The organism is Deinococcus aetherius (genome assembly GCF_025997855.1).
GTDB lineage: Bacteria > Deinococcota > Deinococci > Deinococcales > Deinococcaceae > Deinococcus > Deinococcus aetherius.
Genome location: NZ_AP026560.1, coordinates 2,609,747 through 2,636,337 on the forward strand (window position 1 = coordinate 2,609,747; position 26,591 = coordinate 2,636,337).

Annotated in this window: 28 protein-coding genes and 2 tRNA genes; 11 read left to right on the top strand and 19 right to left on the bottom strand. The window is 72.4% G+C overall.

What is annotated here, in order from left to right; all coding sequences use genetic code 11:
- Positions 1-13: 13 nt before the first annotated feature.
- The 5 genes from DAETH_RS13260 to DAETH_RS13280 form a co-directional block, all read right to left on the bottom strand.
- Positions 14-1,972, bottom strand: coding sequence for an HD domain-containing phosphohydrolase (locus DAETH_RS13260; protein ID WP_264775350.1), 1,959 nt, complete (start codon positions 1,970-1,972; stop codon positions 14-16).
- A 217-nt stretch (positions 1,973-2,189) separates the two neighbouring features.
- A tRNA-Phe gene (locus DAETH_RS13265) sits at positions 2,190-2,265 on the bottom strand.
- 17 nt (positions 2,266-2,282) lie between these two features.
- A tRNA-Asp gene (locus DAETH_RS13270) sits at positions 2,283-2,358 on the bottom strand.
- 101 nt (positions 2,359-2,459) lie between these two features.
- Complete coding sequence (locus DAETH_RS13275) at positions 2,460-3,221, bottom strand: metallophosphoesterase (RefSeq protein ID WP_264775351.1); 762 nt, start codon at positions 3,219-3,221, stop codon at positions 2,460-2,462.
- Positions 3,222-3,228: 7 nt separating this feature from the next.
- Positions 3,229-3,828: a single-stranded DNA-binding protein gene (locus DAETH_RS13280; RefSeq protein WP_264775352.1), complete on the bottom strand. Its 600-nt coding sequence runs from the start codon at positions 3,826-3,828 to the stop codon at positions 3,229-3,231.
- Positions 3,829-3,946: 118 nt separating this feature from the next.
- On the opposite strand from DAETH_RS13280, the gene DAETH_RS13285 reads away from it, so the two are divergent.
- The 5 genes from DAETH_RS13285 to DAETH_RS13305 are packed head-to-tail and all read left to right on the top strand — an operon-like array spanning position 3,947 to position 8,067.
- Positions 3,947-4,843, top strand: a complete 897-nt coding sequence (locus DAETH_RS13285) for an ABC transporter ATP-binding protein (protein ID WP_264775353.1) — start codon at positions 3,947-3,949, stop codon at positions 4,841-4,843.
- Positions 4,840-5,388, top strand: a complete 549-nt coding sequence (locus tag DAETH_RS13290) for a hypothetical protein (RefSeq protein WP_264775354.1) — start codon at positions 4,840-4,842, stop codon at positions 5,386-5,388. Before DAETH_RS13285 ends, DAETH_RS13290 begins: the two co-directional genes overlap by 4 nt.
- A 32-nt stretch (positions 5,389-5,420) precedes the next feature.
- Entirely contained in the window at positions 5,421-6,236 is an 816-nt protein-coding gene (locus tag DAETH_RS13295; protein ID WP_264775355.1) for an ABC transporter permease, read from the top strand.
- A 38-nt stretch (positions 6,237-6,274) separates the two neighbouring features.
- Positions 6,275-7,468, top strand: coding sequence for a sensor histidine kinase (locus DAETH_RS13300; protein ID WP_264775356.1), 1,194 nt, complete (start codon positions 6,275-6,277; stop codon positions 7,466-7,468).
- A complete protein-coding gene (locus tag DAETH_RS13305; RefSeq protein WP_264775357.1) occupies positions 7,465-8,067 on the top strand; it encodes a response regulator transcription factor in 603 nt (200 codons plus the stop codon). Before DAETH_RS13300 ends, DAETH_RS13305 begins: the two co-directional genes overlap by 4 nt.
- Positions 8,068-8,094: 27 nt before the next feature.
- Here DAETH_RS13305 and DAETH_RS13310 read toward each other — a convergent pair whose 3' ends face one another.
- From DAETH_RS13310 to DAETH_RS13320, 3 genes are read right to left on the bottom strand one after another with little or no spacing between them, the layout of a single operon-like run.
- Complete coding sequence (locus tag DAETH_RS13310) at positions 8,095-9,078, bottom strand: aldo/keto reductase (RefSeq protein WP_264775358.1); 984 nt, start codon at positions 9,076-9,078, stop codon at positions 8,095-8,097.
- A gap of 20 nt (positions 9,079-9,098) precedes the next feature.
- Positions 9,099-10,292 (bottom strand): YbfB/YjiJ family MFS transporter, encoded by a 1,194-nt coding sequence (locus tag DAETH_RS13315; RefSeq protein WP_264775359.1) that lies wholly within the window; start codon positions 10,290-10,292, stop codon positions 9,099-9,101.
- Positions 10,293-10,303: 11 nt separating this feature from the next.
- Positions 10,304-11,518, bottom strand: coding sequence for a cytochrome P450 (locus DAETH_RS13320; RefSeq protein WP_264775360.1), 1,215 nt, complete (start codon positions 11,516-11,518; stop codon positions 10,304-10,306).
- Between the two features lie 55 nt (positions 11,519-11,573).
- On the opposite strand from DAETH_RS13320, the gene DAETH_RS13325 reads away from it, so the two are divergent.
- The 3 genes from DAETH_RS13325 to DAETH_RS13335 are packed head-to-tail and all read left to right on the top strand — an operon-like array spanning position 11,574 to position 13,679.
- The gene (locus DAETH_RS13325) at positions 11,574-12,134 is read left to right on the top strand and encodes a UbiX family flavin prenyltransferase (protein ID WP_264775361.1); all 561 of its coding nucleotides are present in this window, start codon (positions 11,574-11,576) and stop codon (positions 12,132-12,134) included.
- Positions 12,131-12,814, top strand: a complete 684-nt coding sequence (ispD, locus tag DAETH_RS13330) for a 2-C-methyl-D-erythritol 4-phosphate cytidylyltransferase (RefSeq protein WP_264775362.1) — start codon at positions 12,131-12,133, stop codon at positions 12,812-12,814. The genes DAETH_RS13325 and ispD overlap by 4 nt, the downstream gene beginning before the upstream one ends.
- Positions 12,804-13,679, top strand: coding sequence for a 4-(cytidine 5'-diphospho)-2-C-methyl-D-erythritol kinase (locus DAETH_RS13335; protein WP_264775363.1), 876 nt, complete (start codon positions 12,804-12,806; stop codon positions 13,677-13,679). The genes ispD and DAETH_RS13335 overlap by 11 nt, the downstream gene beginning before the upstream one ends.
- A gap of 131 nt (positions 13,680-13,810) precedes the next feature.
- Here the strand turns inward: DAETH_RS13335 and DAETH_RS13340 are convergent, their stop codons facing one another.
- Together DAETH_RS13340 and DAETH_RS13345 are read right to left on the bottom strand one after the other, a co-directional pair.
- On the bottom strand, positions 13,811-14,047 hold the full coding sequence (locus DAETH_RS13340; RefSeq protein WP_264775364.1) for a MazF family transcriptional regulator: 237 nt from the start codon (positions 14,045-14,047) through the stop codon (positions 13,811-13,813).
- A complete protein-coding gene (locus DAETH_RS13345; RefSeq protein ID WP_264775365.1) occupies positions 14,044-14,850 on the bottom strand; it encodes a peptidylprolyl isomerase in 807 nt (268 codons plus the stop codon). Before DAETH_RS13345 ends, DAETH_RS13340 begins: the two co-directional genes overlap by 4 nt.
- Before the next feature lie 92 nt (positions 14,851-14,942).
- Between DAETH_RS13345 and cmk the strand changes: the two genes are divergently transcribed.
- Positions 14,943-15,572 carry a (d)CMP kinase gene (gene cmk, locus DAETH_RS13350; RefSeq protein ID WP_264775366.1) on the top strand — a complete coding sequence of 210 codons (630 nt, stop codon included), beginning with the start codon at positions 14,943-14,945 and terminating at the stop codon, positions 15,570-15,572.
- A 13-nt stretch (positions 15,573-15,585) separates the two neighbouring features.
- Here cmk and DAETH_RS13355 read toward each other — a convergent pair whose 3' ends face one another.
- From DAETH_RS13355 to DAETH_RS13380, 6 genes are all read right to left on the bottom strand, one after another.
- Positions 15,586-15,975, bottom strand: a complete 390-nt coding sequence (locus tag DAETH_RS13355; protein WP_264775367.1) for a hypothetical protein — start codon at positions 15,973-15,975, stop codon at positions 15,586-15,588.
- A gap of 94 nt (positions 15,976-16,069) precedes the next feature.
- Positions 16,070-17,518, bottom strand: coding sequence for a S8 family peptidase (locus DAETH_RS13360; RefSeq protein WP_264775368.1), 1,449 nt, complete (start codon positions 17,516-17,518; stop codon positions 16,070-16,072).
- Positions 17,519-17,527: 9 nt separating this feature from the next.
- Positions 17,528-19,189 (bottom strand): hypothetical protein, encoded by a 1,662-nt coding sequence (locus DAETH_RS13365; RefSeq protein ID WP_264775369.1) that lies wholly within the window; start codon positions 19,187-19,189, stop codon positions 17,528-17,530.
- Between the two features lie 368 nt (positions 19,190-19,557).
- Positions 19,558-20,811 carry a M16 family metallopeptidase gene (locus tag DAETH_RS13370; RefSeq protein WP_264775370.1) on the bottom strand — a complete coding sequence of 418 codons (1,254 nt, stop codon included), beginning with the start codon at positions 20,809-20,811 and terminating at the stop codon, positions 19,558-19,560.
- On the bottom strand, positions 20,808-22,070 hold the full coding sequence (locus tag DAETH_RS13375; protein WP_264775371.1) for a M16 family metallopeptidase: 1,263 nt from the start codon (positions 22,068-22,070) through the stop codon (positions 20,808-20,810). Before DAETH_RS13375 ends, DAETH_RS13370 begins: the two co-directional genes overlap by 4 nt.
- Before the next feature lie 43 nt (positions 22,071-22,113).
- The gene (locus DAETH_RS13380) at positions 22,114-23,043 is read right to left on the bottom strand and encodes an RluA family pseudouridine synthase (protein ID WP_264775372.1); all 930 of its coding nucleotides are present in this window, start codon (positions 23,041-23,043) and stop codon (positions 22,114-22,116) included.
- A 104-nt stretch (positions 23,044-23,147) separates the two neighbouring features.
- On the opposite strand from DAETH_RS13380, the gene DAETH_RS13385 reads away from it, so the two are divergent.
- Complete coding sequence (locus DAETH_RS13385; protein ID WP_264775373.1) at positions 23,148-23,666, top strand: M23 family metallopeptidase; 519 nt, start codon at positions 23,148-23,150, stop codon at positions 23,664-23,666.
- 47 nt (positions 23,667-23,713) lie between these two features.
- Positions 23,714-24,274, top strand: coding sequence for a cysteine hydrolase family protein (locus DAETH_RS13390; protein ID WP_264775374.1), 561 nt, complete (start codon positions 23,714-23,716; stop codon positions 24,272-24,274).
- A gap of 5 nt (positions 24,275-24,279) precedes the next feature.
- Here DAETH_RS13390 and DAETH_RS13395 read toward each other — a convergent pair whose 3' ends face one another.
- From DAETH_RS13395 to DAETH_RS13405, 3 genes are read right to left on the bottom strand one after another with little or no spacing between them, the layout of a single operon-like run.
- Entirely contained in the window at positions 24,280-25,233 is a 954-nt protein-coding gene (locus DAETH_RS13395; protein WP_264775375.1) for a class I SAM-dependent methyltransferase, read from the bottom strand.
- A complete protein-coding gene (locus tag DAETH_RS13400) occupies positions 25,230-25,925 on the bottom strand; it encodes a nucleoside deaminase (protein ID WP_264775376.1) in 696 nt (231 codons plus the stop codon). The genes DAETH_RS13395 and DAETH_RS13400 overlap by 4 nt, the downstream gene beginning before the upstream one ends.
- Positions 25,925-26,530 carry a GGDEF domain-containing protein gene (locus tag DAETH_RS13405; RefSeq protein ID WP_264775377.1) on the bottom strand — a complete coding sequence of 202 codons (606 nt, stop codon included), beginning with the start codon at positions 26,528-26,530 and terminating at the stop codon, positions 25,925-25,927. The genes DAETH_RS13400 and DAETH_RS13405 overlap by 1 nt, the downstream gene beginning before the upstream one ends.
- Between the last annotated feature and the right edge of the window lie 61 nt (positions 26,531-26,591).

Here is a 26,591-nt window from a genome sequence, read left to right on the forward strand (position 1 = left end):
GCCGGGGGTGCGCTCAGGAGCGGACCACAGCGACCTCCGCCTCCCCGCGCAGCACCCGCAGGAACGCCGTCACCACCCCCGGGTCGAACTGCCGCCCCGCCTGTGCCTGAAGCTCGGCGCGGGCCCGCCCGGGCGTCCAGGCCTCCTTGTAGGGGCGCTCGCTGGTGAGGGCGTCGTACACGTCGCATACCGCGAACACCCGCGCCAGGAGCGGGATAGCTTCCCCGGCGAGGCCGCCCGGGTACCCGGCGCCGTCCCAGCGCTCGTGGTGGTGCCGAATCACCTCCAGCACGCCCGGCTCCAGGTTGGGGATGCGCGCGGCGATCCCGGCGCCCACGGCGGCGTGTGTCTGCATGACGGCCCACTCGTCCGCGTCGAGTCCGCCGGGTTTACGCAGGATCCGGTCGGGGATGGCGAGCTTGCCGAGGTCATGCAGGCAAGCGCCCTGCCGGAGCGCCTCCAGGTCCGGGCAGGACAGCCCCAGCGCCCGGCCCAGCCGCAGGGCGAGGCGCACCACGCGCTCGGTGTGGCCGTGCGTCTCGAGGTCGCGGGCCTCCAGCGCCACGCCGAGCGCGAGCAGGCCGTGCTCCAGGGTCGCCTGTACCTTCGCCACGGCCTGCCGCAACTCCAGCGCGTGCCCGAGCCGCAGCGCGGCCGTCTCCATCACCCGGCACACCTGCGGGGTCACCGCCCGCCACGTCCCCACCTTGAGCAGGATGAGCATGCCCACCGCGCGCCCGTCACAGCGCACGGGCACGACTCCACCGCTGCGGATGCCCGAGTCCACCCAGAAGGGGACCGCGTCGGGCTCCTCCTCGTACGCGGTGCTCCACACCCCGCGCTCCTCGCGCGCCGCCCGGCCGATCAGGCCCTCCTCGGGGAGGGGGAGCCCGGGCGCGGGCACGTCGAAGGCGACGCCCTCCCGCAGGTGGGCGTGTGCGAGGCACCACCCGCCCTCACGCCGCTCGATAAAGCCGATGCCGTCGAACCCCAACAGGTCCATCACGAGCGGCAGCCCGACCCGGATCACCTCGTCGGGCGTGGCGAGGGCCTCGATGCGCCGCGACAGCTCGTCGAGCGCCAGCGTGTCGCGCCCGTCCCCGAGGCGGAGGTGCTGGGCCTGCTTGGCCTCGTACATCCTCTGGTCGGCGAGGGCGAGCGAGCGCTCGAAGGCCTCCCCCACCGTGCCCCGGGCCACCCCGAAGGCCAGCGGGGGCATGTTCGGGGTGGGCGGCGGGACGAGCCCGGCGGCGCGCGTCATCATCGTCCGGGCGGCCTCCTCGCTCACGCCGGGCAGCACGGCGACGAACTCGTCCCCGCCCCAGCGGCACCACAGCGCCGAGTCGGGAAAGGCCCCGCGCAGGGCCGAGGCGACCGCTCGAATCTGCGCGTCGCCCGCCCCGTGCCCGCGCGAGTCGTTGACGAGCCTCAGCAGGTTGAGGTCGGCCATCACGACGAGCGCGTCCCCGGGCGGCAGCTCGCCGACGCGCCGCCGCAGCCCCTCGCGGCCCAGCAGCCCGGTGAGGGGGTCCCGCTCGGCGGCGTCGCGCGTCGCCAGGAAACTCCGGTGGCCCTCGCGCATCCCGAGCAGGGCCTGCCACAGGATGCCGAACGTCACCACACCGATCAGGAGGGTCTCGAACCATTCGGGCGTCACCCGGTGGCCGAACACGAGCGGGGACGCGCCGCTGGCGATCCACGACATCAGAGCGAGGGTCGTGCAGAGCACGCCGAACGGCATCCCGGGCGGCATGTCCCGGCCGAACGTGACGGCGGCGCAGCTTATGAACAGCAGGGGCAACAGGGTGAGCAGCCGCAGGACGCCCTGCCACCGCTGGGGGGTCACGGTCTGCGGAAGACGGGCGTGCTCGTAAAGGGCGAAGATCAGCAGGGCCACCAGGACCCCCACGAGGGCCAGGCCCCCGCGCCAGTTGGGCGGGGCCGCCGGAGGATGAAAGGAACGCTGGGTCATGTCGAAAGCTCTGGGGGCGTGCCCGGCACGCGTCTGGGGGCAGCATGAAGAGCCCGGCGTAACAGGCCTCTTACAACCCCGCACGGCGGCGAGATGCCCAAAGCGGCGTCCCACCATCGGGGCCCCGGGCGGGCACCCGACACAGCTCCTTTACCGAATGGCCCGCAGACCGGCGGAGACTCAAACAAAAAACCCCACCTCAGGCGGGGCTTTCTCTTGGTGGCCAGGGCCGGACTTGAACCGGCGACCCAACGATTTTCAGTCGTTTGCTCTACCAGCTGAGCTACCTAGCCGTGCCCACGGGGGGCCTTGGCGGTCCGGACGGGATTTGAACCCGCGACCTACTGCGTGACAGGCAGTTATGCTAACCGCTACACTACCGGACCACAACTGCCGCGAAAGCAGCGGGATTAAGGATAGCCGTGCCCCCCGGGGTTGTCAACACGCCCACAGTTTCCTGCCGGGTGTGGGGGAGCGGGATCTTTCCTCAGAACGGCACGGCGCGCACGCCCTGCACGGGCTCGGGCAGCGCCGGGTCCAGGAGCATCTCCAGGTATTCGCGCTCGGGGAGGGCGTCGATCACCGCGAATCCCGCCTCGCGGTCGAGGAGGATGCCGCCGCCGGGCTGGGTGTGACCGTACACGCCGAAGCTCAGGCCCGCCCGGCGGACGTACTCGGGCGTCTCGCGAAACCAGCGTTTGGCGCTCGGGTCGGCGTAGAACAGGTCGTCGTAGTAGGCGTGGGCGGGCAGGGGCGAGACGTGCGCGAATTGCACGCTCCCCACCCGGAGTTCACGCGGGAAGCCCCCCATCCAGCCCCGCAGGTCATCCGGCAGGGCTTGGCCTCCGTGCGCGGGGTCGAACTCCACGTGCACGAGTCCCCCGCTCGTGCCCAGGACGAGGCGGGGGTCGAGCACCGCGTCGTCGTGGTTGCCCAGCAGGATGTGGACGGCGTGCGGCGCCGCCGCCTGATAGGCGCGCAGCCGCTCCAGGTGCCCCACCTGCTCCCGCGCCGCCAGGAGCAGGTGCTCCGGATCGCGGGGATGGAAGCGCGGGAGGCCCGTCAGGCGCTCGTAGTCTCGCACGCGCTTGGGATGCACGAGGTCACCCATCAGCACCACCTGATACAGCCCCGCCTGCACCGGGGGCGTCGGGCGAAAGTGCGCGTCCACGCAGCTTGCCGCCCGCAGCGCCCCCCACAGGCCCTCCCAGTCGGCGTGAACGTCCCCCACCGCAATGAATTTGCGCACCTTGCCCTCAGCCCTTCAAGATCGCCTGGAGTTCCTTGTAGATGGCGCGGCTTTCCTGCACCGTCTCGCCGTAGCCGCGCAGGAGCACGCGGGTGGCCTCGCCGCCCTTGCCCGCCGCCTTGAGCTGCTCCAGCAGGTCCTCGATGTGGCGCCGGGCCTTGTCCATCTGGGGGTCGCGCGGCGGCTCGGGGGGGAGGGCCGGGGCGCGGCGGGTGGCGGTCGCCCCCACCTCCGCGTCGAGGTCGCTGGTGTTCGGGCCGTCCTCGGGGTCGTACTCCACCCACTGCCCCTCCGCCGGGGCGGGCACCCCGAAGAAGCGCGCGGCGTCGGCCAGGGCGCGCAGCTTGGCGTCCCCGAGGGTATGGCCGCCGCTCATCCCCTCGCGGGCGGCGCCCCCCACGGTCAGGCGGGCGCGCACCACGGGCGGCTGGACGCTCTCGCAGGCCCAACTCAACGACCAGGCCGGGTCCACGGGGTCGAGGTGGGAGGCGAGGGCGTCGGGGTCGGGGGCGAGGGTCACGCGGGCCTGGTCGCCGCGCACCTCGGCCACCGCCCAGGCGGTCAGGGTGGCGCGCAGGGCCTCGCGGATGAGGTTGGGGTCGGCCATATCTGCGCCGGATTCTAGCGGGCGGCTGCGCCCCGAAGGGGGCGAGGTGACATTCGTCAACCCCGCCGCCTGACGCCCGGCACTGGGGACCCGGCACCGGTGGGCGCACCATGCCCCCATGAACGCGATAGAGCTTTCGGGGGTGAACAAGAGTTTCGGGCGGGTCGAGGCGCTGCGGGACCTGACGCTGGACGTGCGGGCGGGTGAGTTGACCGCCCTGCTCGGACCCAACGGGGCGGGCAAGACGACCGCGATCAGCCTGATGCTGGGCCTCGCGCGCCCCACCTCGGGCACGGTGCGGGTGCTGGGCGGTGATCCCCTAGCCGGACGGGTCCGCTCGCACGTCGGCTCCATGCCCCAGGAGAGCGCCATTCCCCAGGCTCTCACCGTGCGGGAGACGGTCGGGTTGTTCGCGCGGCTCTACCCCCGGCCCCTGAGCGTGGACGCGGCGCTCGACCTCGCCGACCTGCGGGACGTGGCGGGGCGGCGAGCGGGGGCGCTCTCGGGCGGGCAGGCGCGGCGCCTCGCCTTCGCGCTCGCGGTGGTCGGCGACCCGCAGCTCCTCTTCCTGGACGAGCCGACGACCGGCATGGACGCCGCGAGCCGCGCCGCCTTCTGGCACGCCGCCGAGGGGCTGAGGGAGGAGGGCCGCACCATCCTCCTCACCACGCACTACCTGGAGGAGGCCGAGCGCACCGCTGACCGGGTGGTCGTGATGAACGCGGGCGCCGTCCTCGCCGACGGCACGCCGGAGGGCCTGCGGGCACGGGTGGCGACGGGCCGGGTGAGATTCACCTCCGACCTCGTGCTCGCCGAGTTGCGCGCCCTGCCCGGCGTCGAGGCGGCGGAGGTCAGTGGGGGCGGCCACGCCGACCTGCGGACCCGCGAGCCGGAGGCGCTGGTGCGGGCGCTCGTGGGGTCCGGCGTCGCCTTCACGGGGCTGGAGGTCACCCGCGCGAGCCTGGAGGACGCCTTCCTGAGCCTGACGGCCCGCCCACAGGGGGTGCGGGCATGACCGCCGCCCACCCCACGCTGCTGCCCTCCCTGCTCACCCTGGCCGTGCTGGCGCTGATGTTGCTGCGCCGTTTCCAGCGCCTCGCGGGTCCGCAGGCGCTGGATGAGCGGGGTCGGCGGCGGCTGACGCGGCGTCCGGTCCTGCTGCTGATCCTCGCGGGGCTGGTCCTGCTGGCCCCACATGGACTCGCTGGGTACGGCGCGGCCCTGTTAGGCGCGGTGGTCGGCGCGGGGCTGGCCCGGTGGTCGGCGCGGCACACCCGCTTCGAGTACGGCGCGGACGGCCACGCGACCCGCTACGTCCCCAACGTCTGGATCGGGGGCGGCGTGTTCCTGCTGTTCGTGCTGCGGCTGCTGTGGCGGTTGTGGCCCTTCATCGCCGGGCAGGCTCTCATGCAGGCGGACGCCGGAGCCCAGGGCTTCGACTCCTCGGCCTTCGTGAGCAACAGCCCCCTCACCACCGGCCTCTTCGTGGTGTTCGTGGCCTACCAGGTCGTCTACGCCGGGCTGGTGCTGCGGGCGGCCCGGACCTCCCGCTCCGTCTGAAGCCCTTTGTTCCCCCGACCGGAGGTTTCGCCATGACCACCCTGACCCGCACCGCCACGCCCGCCACCCGCCGCGCGCCTCTCCTCCCCGCCCTGGGTCAGCTCGTCCTCGCCGAGTTGGGGCGGATGGTTCGCAACCCGATGTTTGCCCTCGGCACGGTGGGCTTTCCGATCATGTTTTTCGGGCTCTTCGGGCTGCCCGCCGTGAAGGAGACCACGAGCGGCGGGGCCAACGTGGGGCAGATCATCCTGGTGAGCTTCGGGACCCACTCGCTGCTCAGCCTCGCCATGTTCTCGTTCGGGTCGGCGGTCGCCACGGAGAGGCGGGGGGGCTGGCTGCGGCTGCTGCGGGCCTCGCCCATGCCGACGGCACTGTACTTCGCGGGGAAGGTGATCGCTGCGCTTCTCTTCAGCGCCCTCGCCCTGAGCCTGCTGTACGCCTTCGCGCACTTCGCGGGTGGGGTGACCCTGCCGCTGGGGCTGGCGCTGACCCTGCTCGTCAAGCTGCTCGCGGGCATGGTCTCCCTGATCGCCGTGGGCCTGAGCATCGGTTTCCTGGCGAACCCGCAATCGGCGCAGATCCTGGCGAACATCGTCAGCGTGATCGTCGCCTTCGCGTCGGGGCTGTTCGTGCCGCTGGACGGGTTGCCCGCCTTCATGCAGAGGGTCGCGCCGTACCTGCCGAGCTACCACCTCGCGCGGCTGGGCTGGGGCACGCTCGCTGGACAGGGTGGGGCCGGGCAGACGGGCGGGGAGGTCACCCACTGGCTGTGGCTGGCCGGGTACACGCTCGTCTTCGGGGCGCTGGCGATCTGGGCGCTGAGGCGGGACGAGGCGCGCGGGCAGTGAGGGCGACGAGGCTCCCCGGGCGGGGGGAGGGAGGCATCATGGGGCATGGTGCCTCCCCCTCCTGCCCCGGCGGCGACCCGATGACGCCCGCCGCCCCGCGCCGCCGCGCGCTGGTGTGGGACCTGTTCCCGCTGTTCTGGCTGGCCTTTCTGGCCTTTCCGGTCGCCGGGTTTCTCGAACGTCCCCGGACGGCCGGGCAGACGCTGCTGTTCGTCGGGCTGCTCGCGGCCTTCCTGGGGCTGTACGTGACCGTCTTCCGCTTCCGCATGGTCACCGCCCGCTCCGGCGAGGTCCAGGAACGCTGGGCACTCGCCGGGTGGGCGGGCAGCCTCGTGACCTACTTCGCCCTCTTCCCGCTCACCGGCGGCTCGGGGGGCGCCTTCCTGATCTACGGGGCGAGCATGATCGGCTTCCAGCCCCGCACGGCCCTGGCCCTGTGGCTGGCCTTTCTGAACATGGCGGTGATGGTCTGGCCCTTCTGGACCGGCACCTACCAGCCGGACGACCTGTGGTGGCTCGCCCCCAATCTGGTCTTCACCCTCGTCGCCGCCTACGCCAACCACGCGAGTTACGGCCAGCGCGTCGCCCGCGCCCAGCTCGAACAGGTGCAGCGCGAGAAAGAGAGGCTGGCCGCCGACGCCGAGCGCGAACGTATCGCCCGCGACCTGCACGACCTGCTGGGGCACACCCTCTCGGTGATCGTCCTCAAGAGCGAGCTGGCGGGCAAACTGGCGGAGCGCGACCCCGCCCGCGCCGCCCAGGAGATCCGCGAGGTCGAACGCATCGGGCGCGAGGCCCTGACGGAGGTGCGCGCCGCCGTCCACGGCTACCGGGGAAGCGGCCTCAGCGCCGAACTCGCCCGCGCCAAGGTGGCCCTCGACGCGGCAGGCGTGCGGCTGAACGTGACGGGGCCGCTGCCGGAGTTGCCCGCCCCCACCGAGGCCGGGGCCGCCATGCTGCTGCGCGAGGCCGTCACCAACGTGGTCCGCCACACCCACGCCCGGGAGGTGGAGGTCAGCCTCACCCGCACCGCCCACGGCCACCGCCTTGTCATCCGCGACGACGGGGTGGGCGGCGAGGGCCCCGAGGGGAGCGGCCTGACCGGGATGCGCGAGAGGATGCGGGCGCTGGGCGGCTCGCTGACCCGAGACGGCACGCGCGGCACGACCCTGACCGCCGACTTTCCCGACGATGTGGGCGGCGAGGCGGGCCTGGGGCTGGTGACCGCGTGATTCGGGTCCTGCTCGCCGAGGACCAGTCCCTCGTGCTGGGGGCCCTCTCCGCGCTGCTGTCGCTGGAGGGGGACCTGGAAGTGGTCGGCACGGCGACGGACGGGGAGGCGGCCCTGGGGCTGGCGCGCGATCTCAACCCCGACGTGCTCGTCACCGACATCGAGATGCCGCGCCTAAGCGGGCTCGACCTCGCCGGGCGGGTGCGGGAGGAGCTGCCGGGAGTGCGGGTGGTCATCGTGACGACCTTCGCGCGGGGCGGCTACCTGCGCCGGGCGCTGGACGCCGGGGCGCGCGGCTACCTGCTCAAGGACGCGCCCGCCTCGGAACTCGCCGAGGCCATCCGCCGCGTCCACGCCGGGGGCCGCGCGATTGCCCCCGCGCTGGCCGAGGAGGCGTGGGGCGAGCGCGATCCGCTGACCGACCGCGAGCGCCAGGTGCTCCGCGAGGCCGAGTCCGGGGCGAGCACCGCCGCCATCGCCGCGCGGCTGGGGCTGTCGGAGGGCACGGTCCGCAACTACCTCTCGGAGGCGATCAGCAAGGTGGGGGCCGGGAACCGGGCGGAGGCGGCGAGGAAGGCGAGGGAGAAGGGGTGGTTGTGAGGGAGAACTTGTGCCCTCTTCTCGGGGTTACTGATGACCCACGATGGGATGCGGCACGTACGGCTCTTCCAGGTAGGCGACCTCTTCCGGGGTCAGGCGAACGGACAGGGCACCGACGGCTTCCTCCAGGTGGGAGAGTTTGGTCGCCCCGACGATGGGCGCCGTCACGGGCGATTTCCGAAGCAGCCACGCCAGGGCAATGCGGGCGCGGGACACGCCGTGCTTCTGCGCCAATTCCGCCACCCGCTCCACGACGATCCGGTCCTGGTCCGCCGTCGCGTCGTACTTCATCCGGGCCACCTGATCGGTTTCAGCGCGCAAGGTGCCTTCCGTTCCCGAGTCCCGGGTGAGGCGTCCGCCCGCCAGGGGGCTGTACGGAATGACGCCGATCCCCTCCGCGCGGCACAGCGGCAGCATCTCCCGCTCCTCCTCACGGTAGATCAGGTTCAGGTGGTCCTGCATCGACACGAAGCGGGTCCAGCCGTGCTGCTCGGCGACATGCAGCGCCCGTTGGAACTGCCACGCCCACATGGCCGAGGCGCCGATGTACCTGGCCTTGCCCGCCTTCACCACGTCGTGCAGCGCCTCCATCGTCTCCTCGATGGGCGTCTGGGGGTCCCAGCGGTGAATCTGGTAGAGGTCCACGTAATCGGTCCCCAGCCGCTTCAGGCTGTGGTCGATCTCACTCAGGATCGCCTTGCGCGACAGCCCGCCGCCGTTCGGCCCCTCGCGCATCTTGCCGTGGACCTTGGTGGCGATCACAACTTCATCCCGGCGGGCGAAGTCCCGGAGCGCGCGCCCAAGGATTTCTTCGCTCACCCCCAGGGAATAGACGTTGGCCGTGTCGAAGAAGTTGATGCCCATATCTAGGGCCTGCTGAATCACCGGGCGGCTGTTTTCTTCGTCAAGCACCCATTTGTGAATCCAGCGCTCCGGGTCCCCGAAGCCCATGCAGCCCAGGCAGATGCGCGACACGTCCAGTCCAGTGCGGCCCAGCCTCATGTATTCCATAGGCACTTCCCCTCTTCCCATTATCGGCGTCCCGCCCCTCCCTGCCCCCACGCCAACCCTGCCCCCGCCAGCAGCACGAGCGCCGAGACGCCCAACCCGGCGCGCAGGCCCCCCGCCCCGTCCGACAGCGCGCCCGTCAGCAGCGGCCCGAGGGTCTGCCCGGCGGCGAAGATCACCGTGAAGGCGGCGATGCCCCGGCCCCAGGCGGGCTCGGGCAGGCTGCGCCGCGTGAGGATGGTGGTGAAGGTGACGACGGCGAGGAAGCTGCCCCCGAAGAGCAGCCCGGACAACAGAAGGGTCGCGGGGTGGGTGGAGAGCAGGGGGAGCGTGGCCCCCACGGCGAGCGTGAGCATCTGCGCGCTCATCGCCCGCGCGCCGGGGAGGTGCGTGGCGGGCCGCTGCCACGCCAGCGGGTTGAGAATGACCGCCACGCCCAGCACCGCCCAGAACGGGGTGATCAGCCCGCCCGCCCCGCTCAACCGCAAGAAGGCGACGATAAAGGTCATGTAGGCGATGTACCCCACCCCGAAGCAGGCGTAGGCGGCGAAAGCCGGGGTCAGCGGGGTGAGGGACCCCCGGCCCGTCCCCGCTGCACTTGCCGCACGGTCGGGCAGGCGGGCCAGTGCGGGAAGGGTGGCCCCGAGGGCGAGGAGGGACGCGACACCCAGGGCCGCCCACGCCCCCCGCCACCCGTGGATCAGGAGGGGTGGAAGCAGCAGCGCCGACGCGAGGATGCCCACCCCCGCCCCGCCATAGAACACGCCGAGCAGCAGGGCACTCCTTGTGGGGTGGGCGCGGGCGGCGAGGGAAGCGAGGGCACCCCCCGTCACGAAGACGAAGGCCCCCCCGAGCCCCGCCAGGAAGCGCAGGGCGAGCAGGGCCGGAGCCCACCCCGTCAGCGCGCAGGCGAGCAGGGCGAGGGCGGTGAGGCCCATGCCGAGCGCGAAGACCCGCCGCAGCCCCAGCCGCGTGGCAATTCCGGTCGCCGTCAGTGCCCCGGCCAGATACCCGACCGCGTTCGCCGCGTTCATCGCCCCCGCCAGGGTGAAGGACCAGCCCAGGTCCGAGCGCATGGCGGGCAGGATCAGGGCGTAGGCGAACCGGGCGAACCCCAGGGCCACCGCCCCGCCGAGGGAGAGGAGGGCCATTTGCCACACGGCGCGGGCGAGGGATTCGGTGGCGACTGGGCCGGCCCGACCATCCGGGGTGGACACGGGCGGCGAGCCTATAGCCTCACCCACAGTTCCCGCAGCCCGCGCAGGGTGAAGTTCGGGCGGTAGGTCAGCGTTTGAGCGGGCACCCGGTACTCCGGGAAGCGGGTCAGCAGCCGGGTCAGGAAGACGCTCCCCTCCAGCCGCGCCAGGCTCGCCCCCAGGCAGTAGTGTGCCCCCGCCGCGAAACTCAGGTGCGCGCGGGCGTTCTCGCGGGCGAGGTCGAGGGTATGCGGGTCGGCGAAGACGCGCGGGTCGCGGCCCGCCCCGGCGAGGCTCACGCCGAGGAACGTGCCCGCCGGAAGCTCGGCCTCTCCCAGACGAAGGGGGGCCACTGCCACCCGGCCCGTACTCTGCACCGGGGAGAGGAAACGCAGCAGTTCCTCGACCGCGTTGCCCGCGCGTTCCCCCGGATTCTCGGCCAGCCACGCCCGCTGCCCCGGGTGCTCATGCAGGGCGTGGAGACTCCCCGAGATCAGGTTGCTCGTCGTCTCGTGCCCGGCGACGAGGAGGAGGACGGCGTTGGCGAGCAGTTCCTCGCCGCTCAGCCGCCCCCCCTCGTCCTCGGCGGCGGCGAGGGCGGAGAGCAGGCCGGGCTGGGGACTCGCCCGCAGGTCGTCCGCCAGGGTGCGGAAATAAGCGCGCATGGCCCGCGCGTCCGCCTCGACCTGCGCCCAGCGTTCGGGCGTCACGTCGAGCCCGCCGAGCAGATCCGCCACCGACGCCGACCACTCGCGGAAGAGGTCGGCGTCCCGACCGCTCAGGCCCAGCATCCGCACGATCACGGTGACGGGGAGGGGCACGGCAAAGGCGGCCACCCCGTCCATCTCCTCCTGCCGCTCCGCCTCGTCGAGCAGTTCGTCCGTCAGCGACGCGATAAATTCCCGGCTCTCCTCCAGCACACGCGGGGTGAAGGCCCGTTGCGCCAGCGAGCGCAGCCGGGTGTGACTCGGCCCGTCGTGAAAGAGCATCATCGGGGCCATCACGGCGTGGCTCTCGCTCGCCCGGAAGGCGTCGCCGCCCTCGTACTTGGTCGTGCGGACGTGGGGGCTCTTGAGGGCGGCCGAGACCTCGGGGTGGCCGGTCAGCAGGGCGAGGCCCATCTGGGGGTCGTGGAGCACGGGCGACAGGTTCCGCGCCCGGTCGAGGAAGGCGGCCGGGTCCGCGAGGTGGGCGCCCTGCCAGTAGGCTTCGAGGACCGCCAACCGGTCGGAAGAAGGGGTCGTCATACCGACAGGCTACCCCCCCGCGCCCCTGCTAGCCTGCCCGCATGAGGTTCTGGATTTGAGGCTGGTGGTGGGCGTGAGCGGCGGGAGCGGCATCCCCTACGCCCTCTCCGTCCTGCGGGCCCTGCACGGGTTGGGAGTGGAGACCCACCTGATCGTCAGCAGCGGCGCCAAGCGGGTGATGAGCGCGGAGGGGGGGCCGCAGCTCTCTGACCTCACCGCCCTGGCGAGCGTCACGCACGAAGACCGCGACCTCGCGGCGAGCGTGGCGAGCGGGTCCTTCCGCACGGACGGGATGCTGGTCGTGCCGTGCTCGGCCGGAACGCTGGCGAAGGTCGCGCACGGCTTCGCCGACAACCTGCTCTCCCGCGCCGCCCACGTCACCCTCAAGGAACGCCGCCGCCTCGTCCTCGTCGTGCGCGAGGACCCGCTGCCGCGCCCGATGCTCGAAAATATGCTCAAGGTCTTCGACGCGGGCGCCACCGTCATGACCGCCAGCCCCGGCTTCTACCACTCGCCGGGCAGTGTGGAGGAGCTGCTGCACTTCGTCACCGCGCGGGTGCTCGACCAGTTCGGGCTGGACGTGCCGGGCTTTCGGCGGTGGGGGGAAGCCCCATGACGGGCGCGTGCCTGCTGGCGGGCCGCGCCGCCGCCCTGATTCCCGCCGCCGGGTCGGGCACGCGGCTGGGCCGGGGCCCGAAGGCCTTCGTGGAGGTCGCGGGCCGCTCCCTCCTCGCCCGCAGTGTGGCGGCCCTCGCCCCGTTGGTGGACGAGGTGCTGGTGGCGTTGCCGGAGGGACAGGACCTGCCGCCCGGGGTTCCCGCACGGGCGATCACGGGCGGCGCGACCCGGCAGGAGAGCGTGCGGCGCCTCCTGCGGGCGACCTCGGCGGAGGTGGTGCTCGTCCACGACGCGGCGCGGCCCTTCCTGCCCTCACGGGTGGTCCACGCCCTGCTGGAGGCCATTCCCGAGACCGGGGCGGCGACGGCCGCCCTGCCCGTCGCCGACACCCTGGTGCGGGGGGAGGCGGGCCGCTGGGGGGGCCTCGTCCCGCGCGAGGGCCTGTGGGCCGTGCAGACCCCGCAGGGCTTTCGCCGCGAGCTGCTGCTGCGGGCGCACGAGGCCGCCCACGCCGGGGGCTTCGGCGCCACCGACGACGCGGGGCTGGTCGCGTGGCTGGGGGGGGAAGTCGTTCTCGTGCCGGGGGACGCGCGGCTGTTCAAGGTCACCACTCCCGGAGACCTCGCCCTGGCCCACGCGGTCGCGTCGCTGTGGGATGCTGGGGGCGATGACGCCTGAGCAAGGGGCCGCCGCCCTCCCCTCCTCCCCGACCCCGCACACGTACTTCGCGCCCGCCAAGGTGAACCTGGGCCTGAGCGTGCGCGACCTGCGCGCGGACGGCTACCACGAACTGCACTCGGTCATGGTGCCCCTGGCGGTCGGCGACGACCTGGAGATCGGCCCGGCCGACACCCTGAGCCTGCGGGTGGAGGGGGCAGCGGGCCTCCCCGCCGACGAGCGCAACCTGGTCTCCCGGGCGGCGCGGGCGTATCTGGACGCGGCGGGGGTCACGGAGGGCGCCAGCATCACCCTCCATAAGCGTCTCCCCCTCGCGTCCGGCCTGGGTGGCGGCAGCAGCGACGCGGCGACCACGCTGATGGCGCTGGCGCGGCTGTACCCGTCGGGCGTGAACCTTCCCGCCCTCGCCCGCTCGCTGGGGGCCGACGTGCCCTTCTTCCTGCTCGGGCGTGCCGCGATCAGCCAGGGGATCGGCGAGGTGCTCACCCCGCTGCCGGTGCCGCGCGTGCCCCTGGTGCTCGCCAATCCCGGCGTGGAGGTCAGCGCGCGGAACGCCTACGCCTGGCTCGACGAGGAGGAGGCCTTCACCCCCGAACTCGACGTGGAGGGCATCCTGACGGCCCTCACGGGGGGGCGAGAGGTGCCCTACCTCAACGCCCTGCAAGGCCCCGTCGCCGCCCGCCACGCCCCCATCCGCGAGGCGCTGGCTACCCTGACCCGGGTGGGCCTGCGCTCCCCCCTGATGAGCGGCAGCGGCGCGACGTGCTTCGCGCTGGCGGGGAGTGACGACCAGGCGCACGACGCGGCACGGGCCATCCGGGCGCGGCACCCGGGGTGGTGGGTGGAGGCGACGCGGACGCTGTAGGGGGAAGCGCGGGACGACGCCCGCCCCCGCTCCCCCACCGCGCTTCGGGCGTTGGTCCCGAAGCCCCAGGTTGTCCCCGGGCCGCCGATCCGCGCGACGTGAAGGGCCTGAACCCCGGCGGGTGTGAGCCCTCAGGCGTCAGCCAGCCTGCGGAACAGCTCGTCGTACTCGTCAAGGATGCGGTCGCGCGCCTGGGCAAACCGGGTCCAGCCTCCCAGGGTCTCGGGATGGGAGTCGTCCCGGGCCGGGAGGGTGACAACGGCGTCACCCGGACTCTCCACCCCGACCTCGCTGCCGATTCGCTCCTCCATCCCCTCGCCGTTCACCGGGCCCTCCCCCACTCCGGGGTCCTTGGGGTCCTTCCTCAACCCTTCGTCAGGATTCGCACGGTCAGGATCTTGTCGGGGACGGCGCCCTCGATGGGCGTCTCCTGGCCGCTGCTCGTGTCGGAGGTGCGCGTCAGCTTGGACATCACGTCCTGCCCGGTCACGACCTTGCCGAAGATGGTGTGCTTGCCGTTCAGGAAGTCGGTGGGGGCGAAGGTGATGAAAAACTGCGAGCCGTTGGTGGCCGGGCCGCTGTTCGCCATCGCCAGCACGCCCGAGCTGTCGAAGGTCAGGCGGGTGCGGAACTCGTCGGCGAATTGATAACCGGGGCCGCCCGTGCCCCACTCGGCCTTCTTGCCCTCGTCCACGCTCTGGGGGTCGCCCGTCTGGGCCATGAAGCCCTCGATCACCCGGTGGAAGCGGATGCCGTCGAAGAAGTGGTTGCGGGCGAGCGTCACGAAGTTGTTCACCGTGACGGGCGTCTCCTGCTCGTACAGGTCGGCGAGAATCTGGCCCCTGTCGGTGTCGATCAGGGCGTAGTAGTCCTTGCCGTCCTCCAGGGTCAGCGCGGGCTCGGCCTTGAATTCGCGCACCGGCTTGTCGCTCAGGAAGGGGACCAGGGTGTAGCCCGCAGGAACCGGGCCGGGCTGGGTGACCGCCGGGGTCTGGGCGGTCTCGGGCTTCGCGGCGGTCTCGCTGCCCTGGGCCTGCTCGGTCTGGGTCTGTGCAGGTTCGGTCTGGGCGGTCCCGGTCTGCTCGGTCTGGGTTCCGGCGTTCGCCGTGTCCTTTTTCTGGCAGGCGGTCAGGGCGAGGAGGGCGGTCAGGAGGAGGGCGGCCTGTCTCATGCGGGGAGTCTAGAGGGTTCGGGTGAGGGAAACCGGGCGCCCGCACGGTCAGGGGGAGGCCACGGGGCGGAGCCACCCCCTAGACTGGGCGGATGATCGTGACGATTGACGGCGTGGCCGCCAGCGGCAAGTCGAGCGTGGCGTCGGGCGTCGCGCGGGCGCTGGGCATCCCCTACGTGAGCAGCGGGTTTCTCTACCGCGCGGCGACCTTGCTCGCCCTGGAAGCGGGCCTGCCCCCGTCCGACCCGGCGCCCCTCCTCGCCCTCCTGCGCGGGCGGCCCCTGCGGCTGGAACCCCTGGCGGGGGGCAACCGGGTCTGGCAGGGCGAGCGGGACCTGACCCCGGGGCTGCACTCCTCGCGGGTGGACGCGGGCGTGAGCGCCGTGGCCCGGCTGCCCGAGGTCCGCGCCTGGGTGGACGAGGAGCTTCGCGCCCTGCCCGAGCCCTTCGTCGCCGAGGGCCGCGACATGGGCACGAACGTCTTTCCGCACGCCGACGCCAAGTTCTACCTGACGGCCAGCCCCCGGGTCCGCGCCGAGCGCCGGGCCCAGGAACGCGGCGAGGACGCGGGCACGGTCGAGGCCGCCCTGATCGAGCGCGACCGCCGCGACGCCGCGCAGAGCGCCCCCGCCCCCGACGCCCGCGTGATCGACACCGGGCCGCTCACCCTGGAGGGCGTGATCGGGGCGGTGCTCGCGGCCCTGCCCGCCCGGACGGCGTAGCCCGCCCGAGGATTCAGCGGCCCGGGCTGGCGGGGGTGACCTGAAGCCGGAAGGTCGCCGCGCCGACCCGCACCACCTCCCCGCCGCCTAGCGGCAGGCGCACGAGGACGTTCCTCTCGGGGTCGGTGAGCTGCACCAGCAGGGGCGCGGTGACGGGCAGCGTCAGCGAGGCAATGCCGTCCGCGCCGCTGCGGGCGAGCGCGGGGCGCCCCGGCAGCGGCAGCGGCCGTCCCCCCACGCCCACCCGGAAGAGTTGCATCAGGACGCCCGGGCGCGGGCCGCCCGCGTCGCTCACCGTGAGAACGACGCGGGTCTGGGGCGCGGGGGGCGGCGGCTCGCCGGGCGGCCTGGGCGGCGGCACGACGGTGAGCAGCAGCGCGGCGAACAGGGTGGGAAGGGTCAAGGGCAGGCTCCTTTCTGTACACAGGGGCGGGGGGCCCCGAGGATGACCTCGTGCCCCCCGCCCCTGATTGTGGTCGACTCGGCTGATCGCCCGTTTAACGCAGCGATTCCCGCGCGTAGGTCACGGCGGCAGCCGCGTCCACGATGCCGTAGCCGAAGAAGCCGCCCGTGGGGTAGTCGGGCTTGCTGTTCTGGCCGGTAATCGTGCTGTTCGCGCTCCAGGTGATGACCTGCCGCACCTGCTCGGGGGTGATGTCGGGTTTGGCCTGGTAGATCAGGGCGACGACACCGGTCGCGTTGGGCGCGGCCATCGAGGTGCCCTGGAGGAAGGCGTAGGGATTGTTGGGAGCCTGCACGCGCGGCACGGTGGAGAGGATCGTGCCGCCGGGCGCGGCGACGGTCACGTAGTTGCCCGCGCTGGAGAAGGCGGTGCGGCGGTTGTCGTTGCTCGTGGCCCCGACCGAGATCACACCGGGAATCTCGGTGCTGTACGAGGCGGGCCACGACGGGCGGTTGTTGTCGCGGTACGCGTTTCCGGCCGAGAAGACGTAGGTCACGCCCTTCTTGGTGCCGTACTCCAGCACGTCCCCGAAGGCGCGGGTGCGCTGGCTCCCGCCCCAGGAGTTGTTCACGACGTTCGCCCCGCAGTCGGCGGCGTACTTCAGCGCGCGGGCGAGCATGTAGTTCGTGCCGCCGAAGTAACCCAGGCCGCGCAGCGCCATGATCTTCGCCTCGGGTGCCACGCCCACCACGCCCTGCCCGTTCGCGGCGGCGGCGATGGTGCCCGAGACGTGCGTGCCGTGGCCGCCCGTGTCCGAGGGATCGGTGTCGTCGTCCACGAAGTCGTAGCCGTTCTGGCCGGGGCAGGTCGTGGAGGACGGGTTGGGGTTCTGCCACAGGTTGGGAGCCAGGTCCGGGTGCCCGAGGTCGACGCCCTGGTCGATCACGGCCACGACCACGCCCTTGCCGGTGAAGCCCGCGTCCCACGCGGCGGGGGCCTGAACGCGGTAGATGCTCCAGAGGTACTTCTCGTTCGTGTACGCCGTCCGCCCGTTCGCCGACTGGCTCGCGGTGATGTCGAAGGGATTTTTCCCGCTCGCGTCCATCGGGCTCTGAACGAAGTAAGGGTCCGTCACGCTCGCCGAGAAGCCGGTCGCCGCCGCGCGCAGTTCCCCGCTGCGCACGCTCTGCGCGCTCAGGGAGACGCTCTCGTCACTGGGGCTCTCGATCCGGTAGTTCGGCTCGGCGTACTCCACCCCATTCTCAGTGCCGTAACGCTCGGCGTACGCCTCCTCCTGGCCTTCCGGCACCGACACGAGCGCCAGGCGGCCCCAGGCGTCGGCATTCGTCGCCGAGAGCAGCCGGGTGTTGCTCAGCGGCTTCACGCTCGCCGCCGTCAGGCCCGCCCTGTACTTGACGATGATCTGGCCGGGCACCACCGCGCCAGGCGCGGCAGCCCCGTTCGTGGGGGTGGTCGTGGACTGGGTGCCGCAGGCGGCGAGCAGGGCCGTCAGACCCAAGAGAGAAAAGAACCGTTTGTTCATGGACGCTCCTCAGTTCCCGGTCGTGAAGGTGAATTCCTGGCTGTCCGAGCTGCGGTAGCCCGTCTCCTGGAGCCGCTGGTAGGCCGCCGCCGGTCCCCCGAGGAACTGGGGCAACTGCCCGGTCGCCTGCAAGACGCCCGCCGCGACCTCACCGCGCCAGGTGTTCAGGGCGCTTTCCAGGTGGCGTCCCTTCGCCAGCCCGCCCGCGCTCTTCCAGCGGGCAGCCTCCGCGCTCAGCGGGTCCTTGCCGATGTAGTCGAGCATCTCGGTGCTGTCGTCGGTGCTGACCTGCCACAGGTACTCGGCGTTCGCCTCCAGCGTGAGCGGCACCTTGAGGCTGGTGTTCGTGGTGTAGCCTACCCAGACAGGGGTCGCGCCGGTGTCGGTCACGCGGTACACGCCGACGACGTAAGTCTTGGCGTTCGGCACGCTGTTCCAGCTCAGCGTGGGCATGCGGGGGGTCTTCTCCTCCGCCTGGGCGGGGGCCTGCGGCGCCGGGATGCCGATGAAGTTGGCGGTGAGCGCCCCTCCCAGGTTGGTGCCGTCACGCCACGCCGTGAAGCTGGAGGTGCCGGTCACGTTCTCGCCGTCGGCGCTGTAGCGGTACAGGCTGGTCTCGACCGTCACGTTCTGGGCGCGGTTGTCCTGCCCCAGCTTCGGGACGCGCAGGTTATGGCCGCCCGCCGGGTCCACGGTGTAGTACTCGCCGAGCGGGAAGGTGCCCGAGGTGATCGCGGGCTCGAAGGAGGGCGAGGTGTAGACGTCGAAGACCGCGTTATTCGCCTTGTCGATGGCGCCCGCGTCGTAGCGGATGGGCTGGGTGGTCACGCGCGGGTTGGTGGCGGGGTCGAAGGCCTCCAGCGTGATGTCGCGCGTGTCGGTCGCGCCGCTCGTGAAGACCGGGACCTCGGGGATGTACTGGAACTTGCTCCAGAAGACGGAGGCCGAGGTCTCGCTCTCCTCACCGCCGTCGTAGTTCCCCGCCCACATGGCGCCCGACACGGCGTGGAGGTTCTGGGTGGTCTGGATCGGCATCAGGTACTTGCCCTGAGCGTCCGTGCGGACGACGCGGCTGCCACCGTAGATGACCAGACCCGTCTCGCCCGGCTGCGGCAGCGTGGCGAACCCGGCGGCGAGGTTCGGAATCGCCGTGAGTTCGGTCGCGCAGTTGTCGTACAGCGGGCGCGGGACAGGCTTGCCGCCCGAGACGGACACGACCGCCAGGGCGTTACTCACCACCGGCTGACCGCCGAGGTCCTTGAGCAGGCCGGTGAGGCAGCCGCGCCGGGGGGCCGCGCCGGGGAGCGCCGCCGACGGGCGGGTGGTGCCCAGGTAGATGCTCAGCTCGTTGGCCGCCCCGTACTGGGAACGGTACGCCTCGAGCGGCACGTTGTCGTACGTGGAGGCGTAGAGGTTGGAGCGTGCGGGCGGCTCGACGGTGATCGTGAAGGCCTGCGCCGTCCGGGCCGTGTTCAGCTTCAGGCTGAAGCGTCCGTCGGGGCCGGTGATCACGCTCTGGGTCGAGTCGCCCAGGTTCGCCGTCACCCGGGCGCCCTGCACCGGCGCCCCGCCCGCCGAGGCGCTGGCGAACACGTTGCCCTGAATCGTGGTGTCCTGGGTGGTCGGCTGGGGCGTTCCGCAACTGCTCAGGGCGAGAAGACCCGAAACCAAGACTATAGCCGCTCCTGTTCTCATGATGCCTCCAAATGAGAGAACGAGCCCAACGTGAGGTTGGACGAACAGAAAAAGTACCGCTTTACCGTATCTCCGGTGGAGGCGATACTAGCGTTCGCCCCGTCCCGTTGCAACTTTTCCCACGAGACTGTCAGCCGCGACTCATCGTTGAGGAGGCGTCGGTTCATCGTCAGGGATGAGATAACTGAGAGTTTGTTGAAGCAACCGAGGAGATGACGTAGACCTCCTATCTCCTCTGCGGCCATTAGACAGAGTCCAAGATAAAGACTGGACTCATAATCCTCACCAAAGGGGCCAGCCGCTCCTCCCCCAGATATGGGGAGCGGCTGAGGTTTATGAAGCGTCTACCGCAATGCGTCCAGCGGGCCGAGCGCCACCACGGTCGGCCCGCTCAGGGGGCACAGCTCCAGCACTGCGCGGACGTCGGCGGGGGTGACCCGCGCGAAACGGTCCACGAGTTCGTCGGTGCCCACCGGGCGCCCCAGGGCGAGGTGTTCCATGCCCAGGGAGAAGAGGCGTCCCTGGGGCGTCTCGGCGCGCAGCAGGGTGCCCACCGCGAGCTTGCGGGCGGCGCGGCGGACGGCGGCGTCGGTGACGGCCTGCCCCGCCTCCGCCAGCACCGCTCGGTAGCGGCCCAGCACCGTCTGGGCGCGGTCCGGGTCGCAGGAGAAGCCGCCCTCGAAGGTCCCGGCGTCGCGGTACTCCAGATGCGCGAGGTCGGCCCCGTCGGCGAGGCCGGTGTCGAGCAGCGCCCAGTGCAGCAGGCCGTTCTCCCCGCCGACGAGTTCGGCGAGGACCACGGCGGCCTCGCGCAGGGGGTGGGCCGCGCTCAGGCCGGGCAGCGCGAGCGCGACCTGCACCCGCGCGAGGCTGGGGTCGAGGACGGTCCGCACCGTGCCGGGGTGCCGGGGAAGCGGAAGGGGCGCGGGCGCGGGGCGGGTTCCGGCACGCCAGCTCCCCAACGCCCCCTGCGCCCATCCCTGCACCCGGGCGGGGTCGAAGGCGCCGACCACCGTGAGGGCCACCCGCTCGGCCCCGTAGCGTTCGCGGTGGTTGCGGGCGAGGGCCTCGCGGGTCATGGCGCCCACCGTCTCGGTCGTGCCCAGGACGAGGTGGCCGAGGGGGTGATCCCCCCAGTAGTCGGCGTGCAGCTCGTCCACGGCGCGCACGCCGGGCTGCTCGGCGTACATGGCGATCTCCTCCAGGATCACGCCGCGCTCGGGCTCGATGTCCTCCGGGCGCAGGGCCGGGCGCATGAGTTCGGTCAGGGTGTCCAGCAGCTCGGGGGCGTGCTCGGGGAGGGTCGCCGCGTGGTAGACGGTCGCCTCCTCGCTCGTGAAGGCGTTCGCGTTGCCCCCCAGGTCGTCGAGGCGCTCGTTGAGTTCGGCGGCGCCGACCCGCTCGGAACCCTTGAACATCAGGTGTTCGAGGAAGTGCGAGGCGCCCAGCTCCTCCGGGCGTTCGTCACGCGCCCCCGTCGCCACGAAGTACCCGGCGGCGACGGTCTGGGCGCCCTCGTCCGGCTCCAGCAGCAGGGTCAGGCCGTTCTCCAGGGTGTGCGTCAGCGTTTCGCGGGAGGTCGGGGTGGAGGCGGTCATAGGCGGGGCTCCTGCGGGCCGAGGGTCACGACGGTGGCGTGGGCGGCGGGATCGTACCCGGCGAGGAAGGCGTTCACCTCGTCCAGGGTGAGGGCGGCAAGCTGTGCGCGCAGTTCGGCCACGCTCCTCACCCGCCCGAAGACGGCCACGTCGCGGGTGAGGCTGGTCGCCCGGGCCCGCGCGCTCTCGGCCCCGAAGACCACGCTGGCGGTCAGGCCCGCCCGGGCGCGGTGGAACTCCGCCTCCGTCAACCCCGCCGGGAGCCGGGCGAGTTCGGCGAGCAGCACCGCCAGCGTCTCGGGGGCGCGGTCGGGCGTGCTCCCCGCGTACGCCGCCAGGAACCCCCGCCCGCCCAGCACGACGGGCGAGGCGCCCACCTGATAGGCGAGGCCGCGTTCCTCGCGCACCGCGTGAAAGAGGCGGCTCGCGCTCCCCCCCGACAGGGCTGTGAGCGCCACCTGCCAGGCGAGCCAGTGCCCGTCACGCGGGGCGACCCCGGGCGCCGTCACGCTGATGTGCGTCTGCTCCGCGTCCGGGTCGGGGAGGTGCGCCCTCTCCCCGGGGCGGAACTCGGCGGGCACGCCCCCCTCGTCGCCCGGGCGCCACCCGGCGAGGGTTCGCTCGGCGAGGGCGCGGACCTCCCCCGGCTCGGCGTCCGCCACGAGGCCGAGCACGCTGCCCCGGGTGCCGTAGCGGTCCAGAAAGGCGCGCAGCCCCGCCGCGTCCAGGTTCGCCAGCCCCTCCGGGGTCCCGCTCGCCGGGTGCGCGAAGCCCGCGAAGGGCGACTCCGGCGGGCGGGGAAAGGCGACCCGCCGCGCCTCCACGGCGAGCCGGTCGGGCGGGCTGTCCTCCAGCCCCTCCAGGTCCTGCCGCGCGAGATCCACGAGAACGGGCAGTTCCTCCCCGGGCAGCGCGGGCCGCAGCAGGAGGTCGGCGGCCAGGGTCAGCGCCCCAGGCAGGTCGGCGGCGAGGCCGCTGACACCCACCCGCGTCGCCTCGGGCCCGACCCCGCCGCCCCGCCGCACGCCGAGGTCGTCGAGCGCGTCCTGGAAGGCGCGGGCATCCCGGCCCCCCGCCCCCTTGTAGAGCCACTCCTCCAGCACGCCCGCCGAGCCCTCGCGGCCCACGGGGTCATGGGCGCTCCCCACGGGAAGGCGCAGGTCGAAGGCGAAGCCCGGCCCCTTTCGGCGCTCGAACGCCACCCTCAGTCCGCCCTCCAGGGTCCACACGTGCGCCCCAGGCGCGGCCACAGTCGTCACCGGGGGATTCTAGCGCCCTCCCGCGCGCAGACCGGGAGCGAGGTCACGGGGCGGAGGCCCGCCGCTCCTCCCGGGTTCGGAGTTCGGGAGGCGGCGGGACGCACAGGGTCAACCTCTCGCCCGTCAGCGGGTGCGTGAAAGCCAGACGCCCCGCGTGCAGGAGGTAGCCGCCGTCCCCGGGCAGGCCCGGCAGGTCGGGGAGGGGCCCGCCGCCCGGCGCGTAGAGGGGATCGCCGACGAGGGGGTGCCCCACCGAGGCGAGGTGAATCCTGATCTGGTGGGGGCGGCCCGTTCGGATGTCCACCTCGAAGAGGGTGGTGCCCTCCGCCTCCCACCGTTCGAGCACCCGCGCGTCGCTGCTGGAGGGCTTGCCCGCCGGGCTGGCCGCGTACACGGTGCCCAGCCGGGGGTGCGGCACCGGGCCGATGGGCGTGGTGATCTCGTACGCCTCCCGCTCGGCGAGGCCGGAGGCGAGCGCCCGGTAGCGTTTCCCCACGTCATGCTCACGCCACGCCCGGGTGAGGGTGGAAGCCGCCGCTTGCGTCCGCGCGAAGAGCACCAGCCCGGAGGTGCCGCGCCCCAGGCGGTGCAGGGGGCTCGCCCCCGGGAAGCGCCCCCGCACCAAGGTCAGCAGCGTGTGCGCCAGGAACCCGCCGCCCGGCACCGTGGGCAGCCCGCCCGGCTTGGCGACCACCACGAGCGCGTCGTCCTCGTGGATCACCTGGAAGGTGAGGGGCACGTCCTCCTCCTCCCAGGGGGGGCGCCGCCATTCGAGCACCTGGCCCGGCCGCAACCGCTCGTCCGCCCGGTCCACCATGACCCCGTCCAGCCGGACCTCCCCGCGCTCCAGCCGCGCCCGCCACACTCCTTCGGTGGAATGCCCGTAGTGCCGGGTCAGGTACGCGAGGACGGTCAGGCCCCCCGCGTGGGGACCGAGTTGCTCGCGGTAGGTGTAGCCGCCGTTGAGGGCCATCCGGGGAACCGCCTTCCACCCCGGAAGATACCCGCCGTCCCCCCGATTGTGCGAACGCCCACCAGGACGGCGAATCTCTCATCGCCCCGCCCGATGCTGGGGACGTGCGCCGCCTGTTCCGCCTCGTGATCGTCCTCGCCCTGCTCGCGGGGGCCGCGTATCTGTTTTGGCCCACGCTCCAGAACACCTGGCGATACGTCTCGCTGACGACGGCGCCCGCACCGACGGAGGGCAGCCTGCCCAACCCCCTGCCCGGCCGGAACCTCGTGGACACCTGGGGGGCGGCCCGGAGTGAGGGGCGGCGTCACGAAGGGGTGGACATCTTCGCACCGCGCGACACGCCCATCCGCGCCACCACGCGCGGCGTCGTGCTCAACGTGGGCGAGAACCGCCTCGGCGGGCGCACGGTGATGGTGCTCGGCCCGGGCAGGCAGCGGCACTACTACGCGCACCTCGAACGGTACGCGGACATTCGGGAGGGCCAGTGGATCGAGGCGGGCGACGTGGTGGGCTCCGTCGGCGACAGCGGGAACGCGCAGGGGACGCCGACGCATCTGCATTACGGGATTTACACGGCGGGCGGGGCGGTCAATCCGTACCCGCTGCTGCGGCAGGAGGAGTGAGGTGCGGCGGTAGCTTCAATCTGCCCGGGGAAATGAGAAACTGGGCCATGACCGACACCCCCACGCCGCCGGCCCTGGTGCTCATCGACATCCAGAAGGGCTTTCTCAACCCCATCTGGGGCGAACGCAACAACCCGGATGCCGAGGCGAACGCGACCCGCCTGCTCGCGGCGTGGCGAGCCCAGGGCTGGCCGGTCTTCCATGTCCAGCACCTCTCGCGTGGGCCAGAGTCGCCGCTGCGGCCCGGCCAGGACGGCGCGGAGTTCCAGCCCGGCTTCGAGCCGCGCCCCGGCGAGGGCCACGTCACGAAGCACGTCAACAGCGCCTTTATCGGCACCGATCTGGAAGGACAGTTGCGGGGGCAGGGCATAGGGCGCCTCGTGATCGCGGGGCTGACCACCGACCACTGCGTGTCCACCACGACCCGCATGGCGGGAAACCTGGGGTTCGACGTGACCCTGCTGGGCGACGCCACGGCAACCTTCGACCGCACCTTCGGCAACCTGCACCTCACCGCCGACGAGTTGCACCGTGCTCACCTCGCGAGCCTGCACGGCGAATTCGCCACGGTGAGAACCACGTCCGAGGTGCTGGCCGAGTTGGGCTGAAGCCATCAGCCGCGCCTCGCGGCAAGGATTATCCGCTCGCCCGCACTGACCGCCACCTCGGTGCAGATCAAGCCCGGGTAATTCCACAACGCCTCCCGCTCCGGGTCGCCCGCGTGGAGTCCCTCGGGCAGGTGGGCGGGTGGGCTGAAGTTGTCGAGCACGAGCATCCCGCCGGGGCGCAGGGCGTCCACCAGCACCTCCAGGCTCTCCGTCTCACGCTTGGAAGGCGCACAGTCGCTGAAGAGCAGGTCGAAGGGGCCGTGAGGGATGGCTTTCCGCCAGTCGCCAGCCAGCACCTCGGCGCGCGGGTCGTCTCCCAGCACCCGGCGGGCGACCTTCGCCCGCCCCGGGTCGAGTTCGGCGGTGGTGAGCCGCGCTGTGTCGTCCATTCCCGCCAGCAGCCACGCCGCGCCCACCCCCGTCCCCGTGCCCAACTCGGCGAGGCAGCCGCCGGGGCGCGAGGCAGCGAGCGTCCGCAACAGACGCCCCACCTCCAGGCTGCACGAGCGGTCAAAGCCCAGCCGCTCCGCCTCGGCGAGCGCCACCGACACCCGTTCCGGGAGGGCCAGGGCGGGGGGCGTCTCCCCCATCCCTGCCAGCACCTGCCGGAGTTGCACGTCGTTCGCCCAGGGCAGAGAGCGTGGGTTGACCCAGGTGACGGGGCGCCCCTCCGGGCTCGGTTCGAGGGAGAGCAGGCGGGCGGGGAAGCACAGCACCCCGCCGCCGAGGGTCAGCGCCTCCCCCGTCACCTCCACCCGCGCCCCACTCTCCTCCCAGGCCTCGCGGGCGGCGGCCTGGGCGCCCGTCTCTTCAGGGTGAATGCCGCCCCCCGGCAGGGTCCACCCGCCCCACTCCAGCCCGACCATCAGCACCCGGCCCTCGTGCTCGACCCAGACGCAGGCGCGGCCCGTGCGGTGGGGGGAGGGGGAGAGGTTGACCGACTTCACCCGCGTCGTCACGCCTCACCCCCGAGAACGTCCAGAGCCTCGGGGAAGGTCGCCCCCCGGGCCCGCAACCCGGCGAGTGCCCCAGAGGCGTGAAGACGCGTCGCCGACTCCACATCCGCCGGATGACTTCGACGGTAGGCGCGCATCAGCGAGGTCTCCAGGGAGGCGTGCCCCTCCTCCAGAAAGCCGACGAGGGCTATTCGCAGCGCCAGGTGCTCGACCTCCCGGGGAGCCCGGCCCACCCGGATGCCCTTTTGCCGGACATACGGGTCGTCCGTCAGCAGCCGGGTGCAGCCCGCCCAGGGGTCAGGGGCGGCGTACTCGACGGCGCGGATGCTGCTCATGGCAATCGCCCCGGCGCACTGCGGGCACGGCTGCACGGTGGTCAACACGGTCCATCCGTACACCTCGGGTCGGGGTTTCACCGCGAGGTCCAGCAGCGCGTTGATCTCCGCGTGCGCGAGGTCGTGCCCGCTGATGACGCCCGCCACGCCCCGGGGTTCCCCCAGCCGGTTGCGCCCCCGCGCGATGACCTCGCCCCCGGCGTTCACCACCACCGCCCCGATGGGATAGGAGCCGTGGAGGTAGGCGGTCCAGGCCTCGGAGAGGGCGGCGTGCCAGCCGACTGTAAGTGGTAAGTGGTGAGTGGGCCGTGGGCCGCCTGCCCCGTCCACTAACCACTCACCACTGCCCACTTCTCCCATCAGAGTGCCCCCCGGTGCCGCTCGATCAGGTCGTCCAGCGCCTCGCGCAGCAAGGACGCCTCCGTCCGGCCCAGGGCCGCCGACAGCTTGGCGAGACGTTCGAGCTGGCTCTTGGGATAGTAGTTGCTCTTGAGCACCATCTTGCTCTCCACATAGATGCAGGCCCGGCCCCGGCCCTCGCGTTTGGCCCTCAGGAGGGCCTCGTCGGCGGCGCGGTGCAGGTCGGCGTAGGTGTGAGCGTGGGCGGGCCGGGCGGCGAGCCCCACGCTCAGCCCCAGCGTGCGCGGCCAGTGCGGGTCGCGGTGGATGTGGAAGTGCCTGATCACCTCGTCGAAGAGGATCAGCGCCGTCTCGGGCGCCGTCTCGGGCAAGAGCGCCGCGTACTCGTCCCCGCCCAGCCGCCCGACCATACTCCCCGTCGGCAGGCTGCCCGACAGCAGCCGTTCGAGGCTCCTCAGCACCCGGTCGCCCTCGGTGTGCCCCAGGGTGTCGTTGAGCGTCTTGAAGTGGTCGAGGTCCAGCACGGCGAGCGTGACGGGGGCGCCCTTCAATCCCTCGAAGGCCGCCTCGAAGGCTGGCCGAGTCAGGATGTCGGGTCGGGGCATACCTTTCTCCTTTCGATCAGAAGACCATCAACCTGAGTCACACATATATCCTAACGATGTA

Bases quoted from the DNA above. Each gene is read 5' to 3' on its own strand.
- cmk (WP_264775366.1), top strand. From the start codon at position 14,943: ATGATCGTGACGATTGACGGCGTGGCCGCCAGCGGCAAGTCGAGCGTG.
- DAETH_RS13370 (WP_264775370.1), bottom strand. From the start codon at position 20,811: ATGACCGCCTCCACCCCGACCTCCCGCGAAACGCTGACGCACACCCTG.
- DAETH_RS13335 (WP_264775363.1), top strand. From the start codon at position 12,804: ATGACGCCTGAGCAAGGGGCCGCCGCCCTCCCCTCCTCCCCGACCCCG.
- DAETH_RS13285 (WP_264775353.1), top strand. From the start codon at position 3,947: ATGAACGCGATAGAGCTTTCGGGGGTGAACAAGAGTTTCGGGCGGGTC.
- DAETH_RS13280 (WP_264775352.1), bottom strand. From the start codon at position 3,828: ATGGCCGACCCCAACCTCATCCGCGAGGCCCTGCGCGCCACCCTGACC.
- DAETH_RS13390 (WP_264775374.1), top strand. From the start codon at position 23,714: ATGACCGACACCCCCACGCCGCCGGCCCTGGTGCTCATCGACATCCAG.
- DAETH_RS13360 (WP_264775368.1), bottom strand. From the start codon at position 17,518: ATGAACAAACGGTTCTTTTCTCTCTTGGGTCTGACGGCCCTGCTCGCC.
- DAETH_RS13345 (WP_264775365.1), bottom strand. From the start codon at position 14,850: ATGAGACAGGCCGCCCTCCTCCTGACCGCCCTCCTCGCCCTGACCGCC.
- DAETH_RS13400 (WP_264775376.1), bottom strand. From the start codon at position 25,925: ATGGGAGAAGTGGGCAGTGGTGAGTGGTTAGTGGACGGGGCAGGCGGC.
- DAETH_RS13310 (WP_264775358.1), bottom strand. From the start codon at position 9,078: ATGGAATACATGAGGCTGGGCCGCACTGGACTGGACGTGTCGCGCATC.
- DAETH_RS13260 (WP_264775350.1), bottom strand. From the start codon at position 1,972: ATGACCCAGCGTTCCTTTCATCCTCCGGCGGCCCCGCCCAACTGGCGC.
- DAETH_RS13300 (WP_264775356.1), top strand. From the start codon at position 6,275: ATGGGGCATGGTGCCTCCCCCTCCTGCCCCGGCGGCGACCCGATGACG.
- DAETH_RS13405 (WP_264775377.1), bottom strand. From the start codon at position 26,530: ATGCCCCGACCCGACATCCTGACTCGGCCAGCCTTCGAGGCGGCCTTC.
- DAETH_RS13380 (WP_264775372.1), bottom strand. From the start codon at position 23,043: ATGGCCCTCAACGGCGGCTACACCTACCGCGAGCAACTCGGTCCCCAC.
- ispD (WP_264775362.1), top strand. From the start codon at position 12,131: ATGACGGGCGCGTGCCTGCTGGCGGGCCGCGCCGCCGCCCTGATTCCC.
- DAETH_RS13295 (WP_264775355.1), top strand. From the start codon at position 5,421: ATGACCACCCTGACCCGCACCGCCACGCCCGCCACCCGCCGCGCGCCT.
- DAETH_RS13320 (WP_264775360.1), bottom strand. From the start codon at position 11,518: ATGACGACCCCTTCTTCCGACCGGTTGGCGGTCCTCGAAGCCTACTGG.
- DAETH_RS13290 (WP_264775354.1), top strand. From the start codon at position 4,840: ATGACCGCCGCCCACCCCACGCTGCTGCCCTCCCTGCTCACCCTGGCC.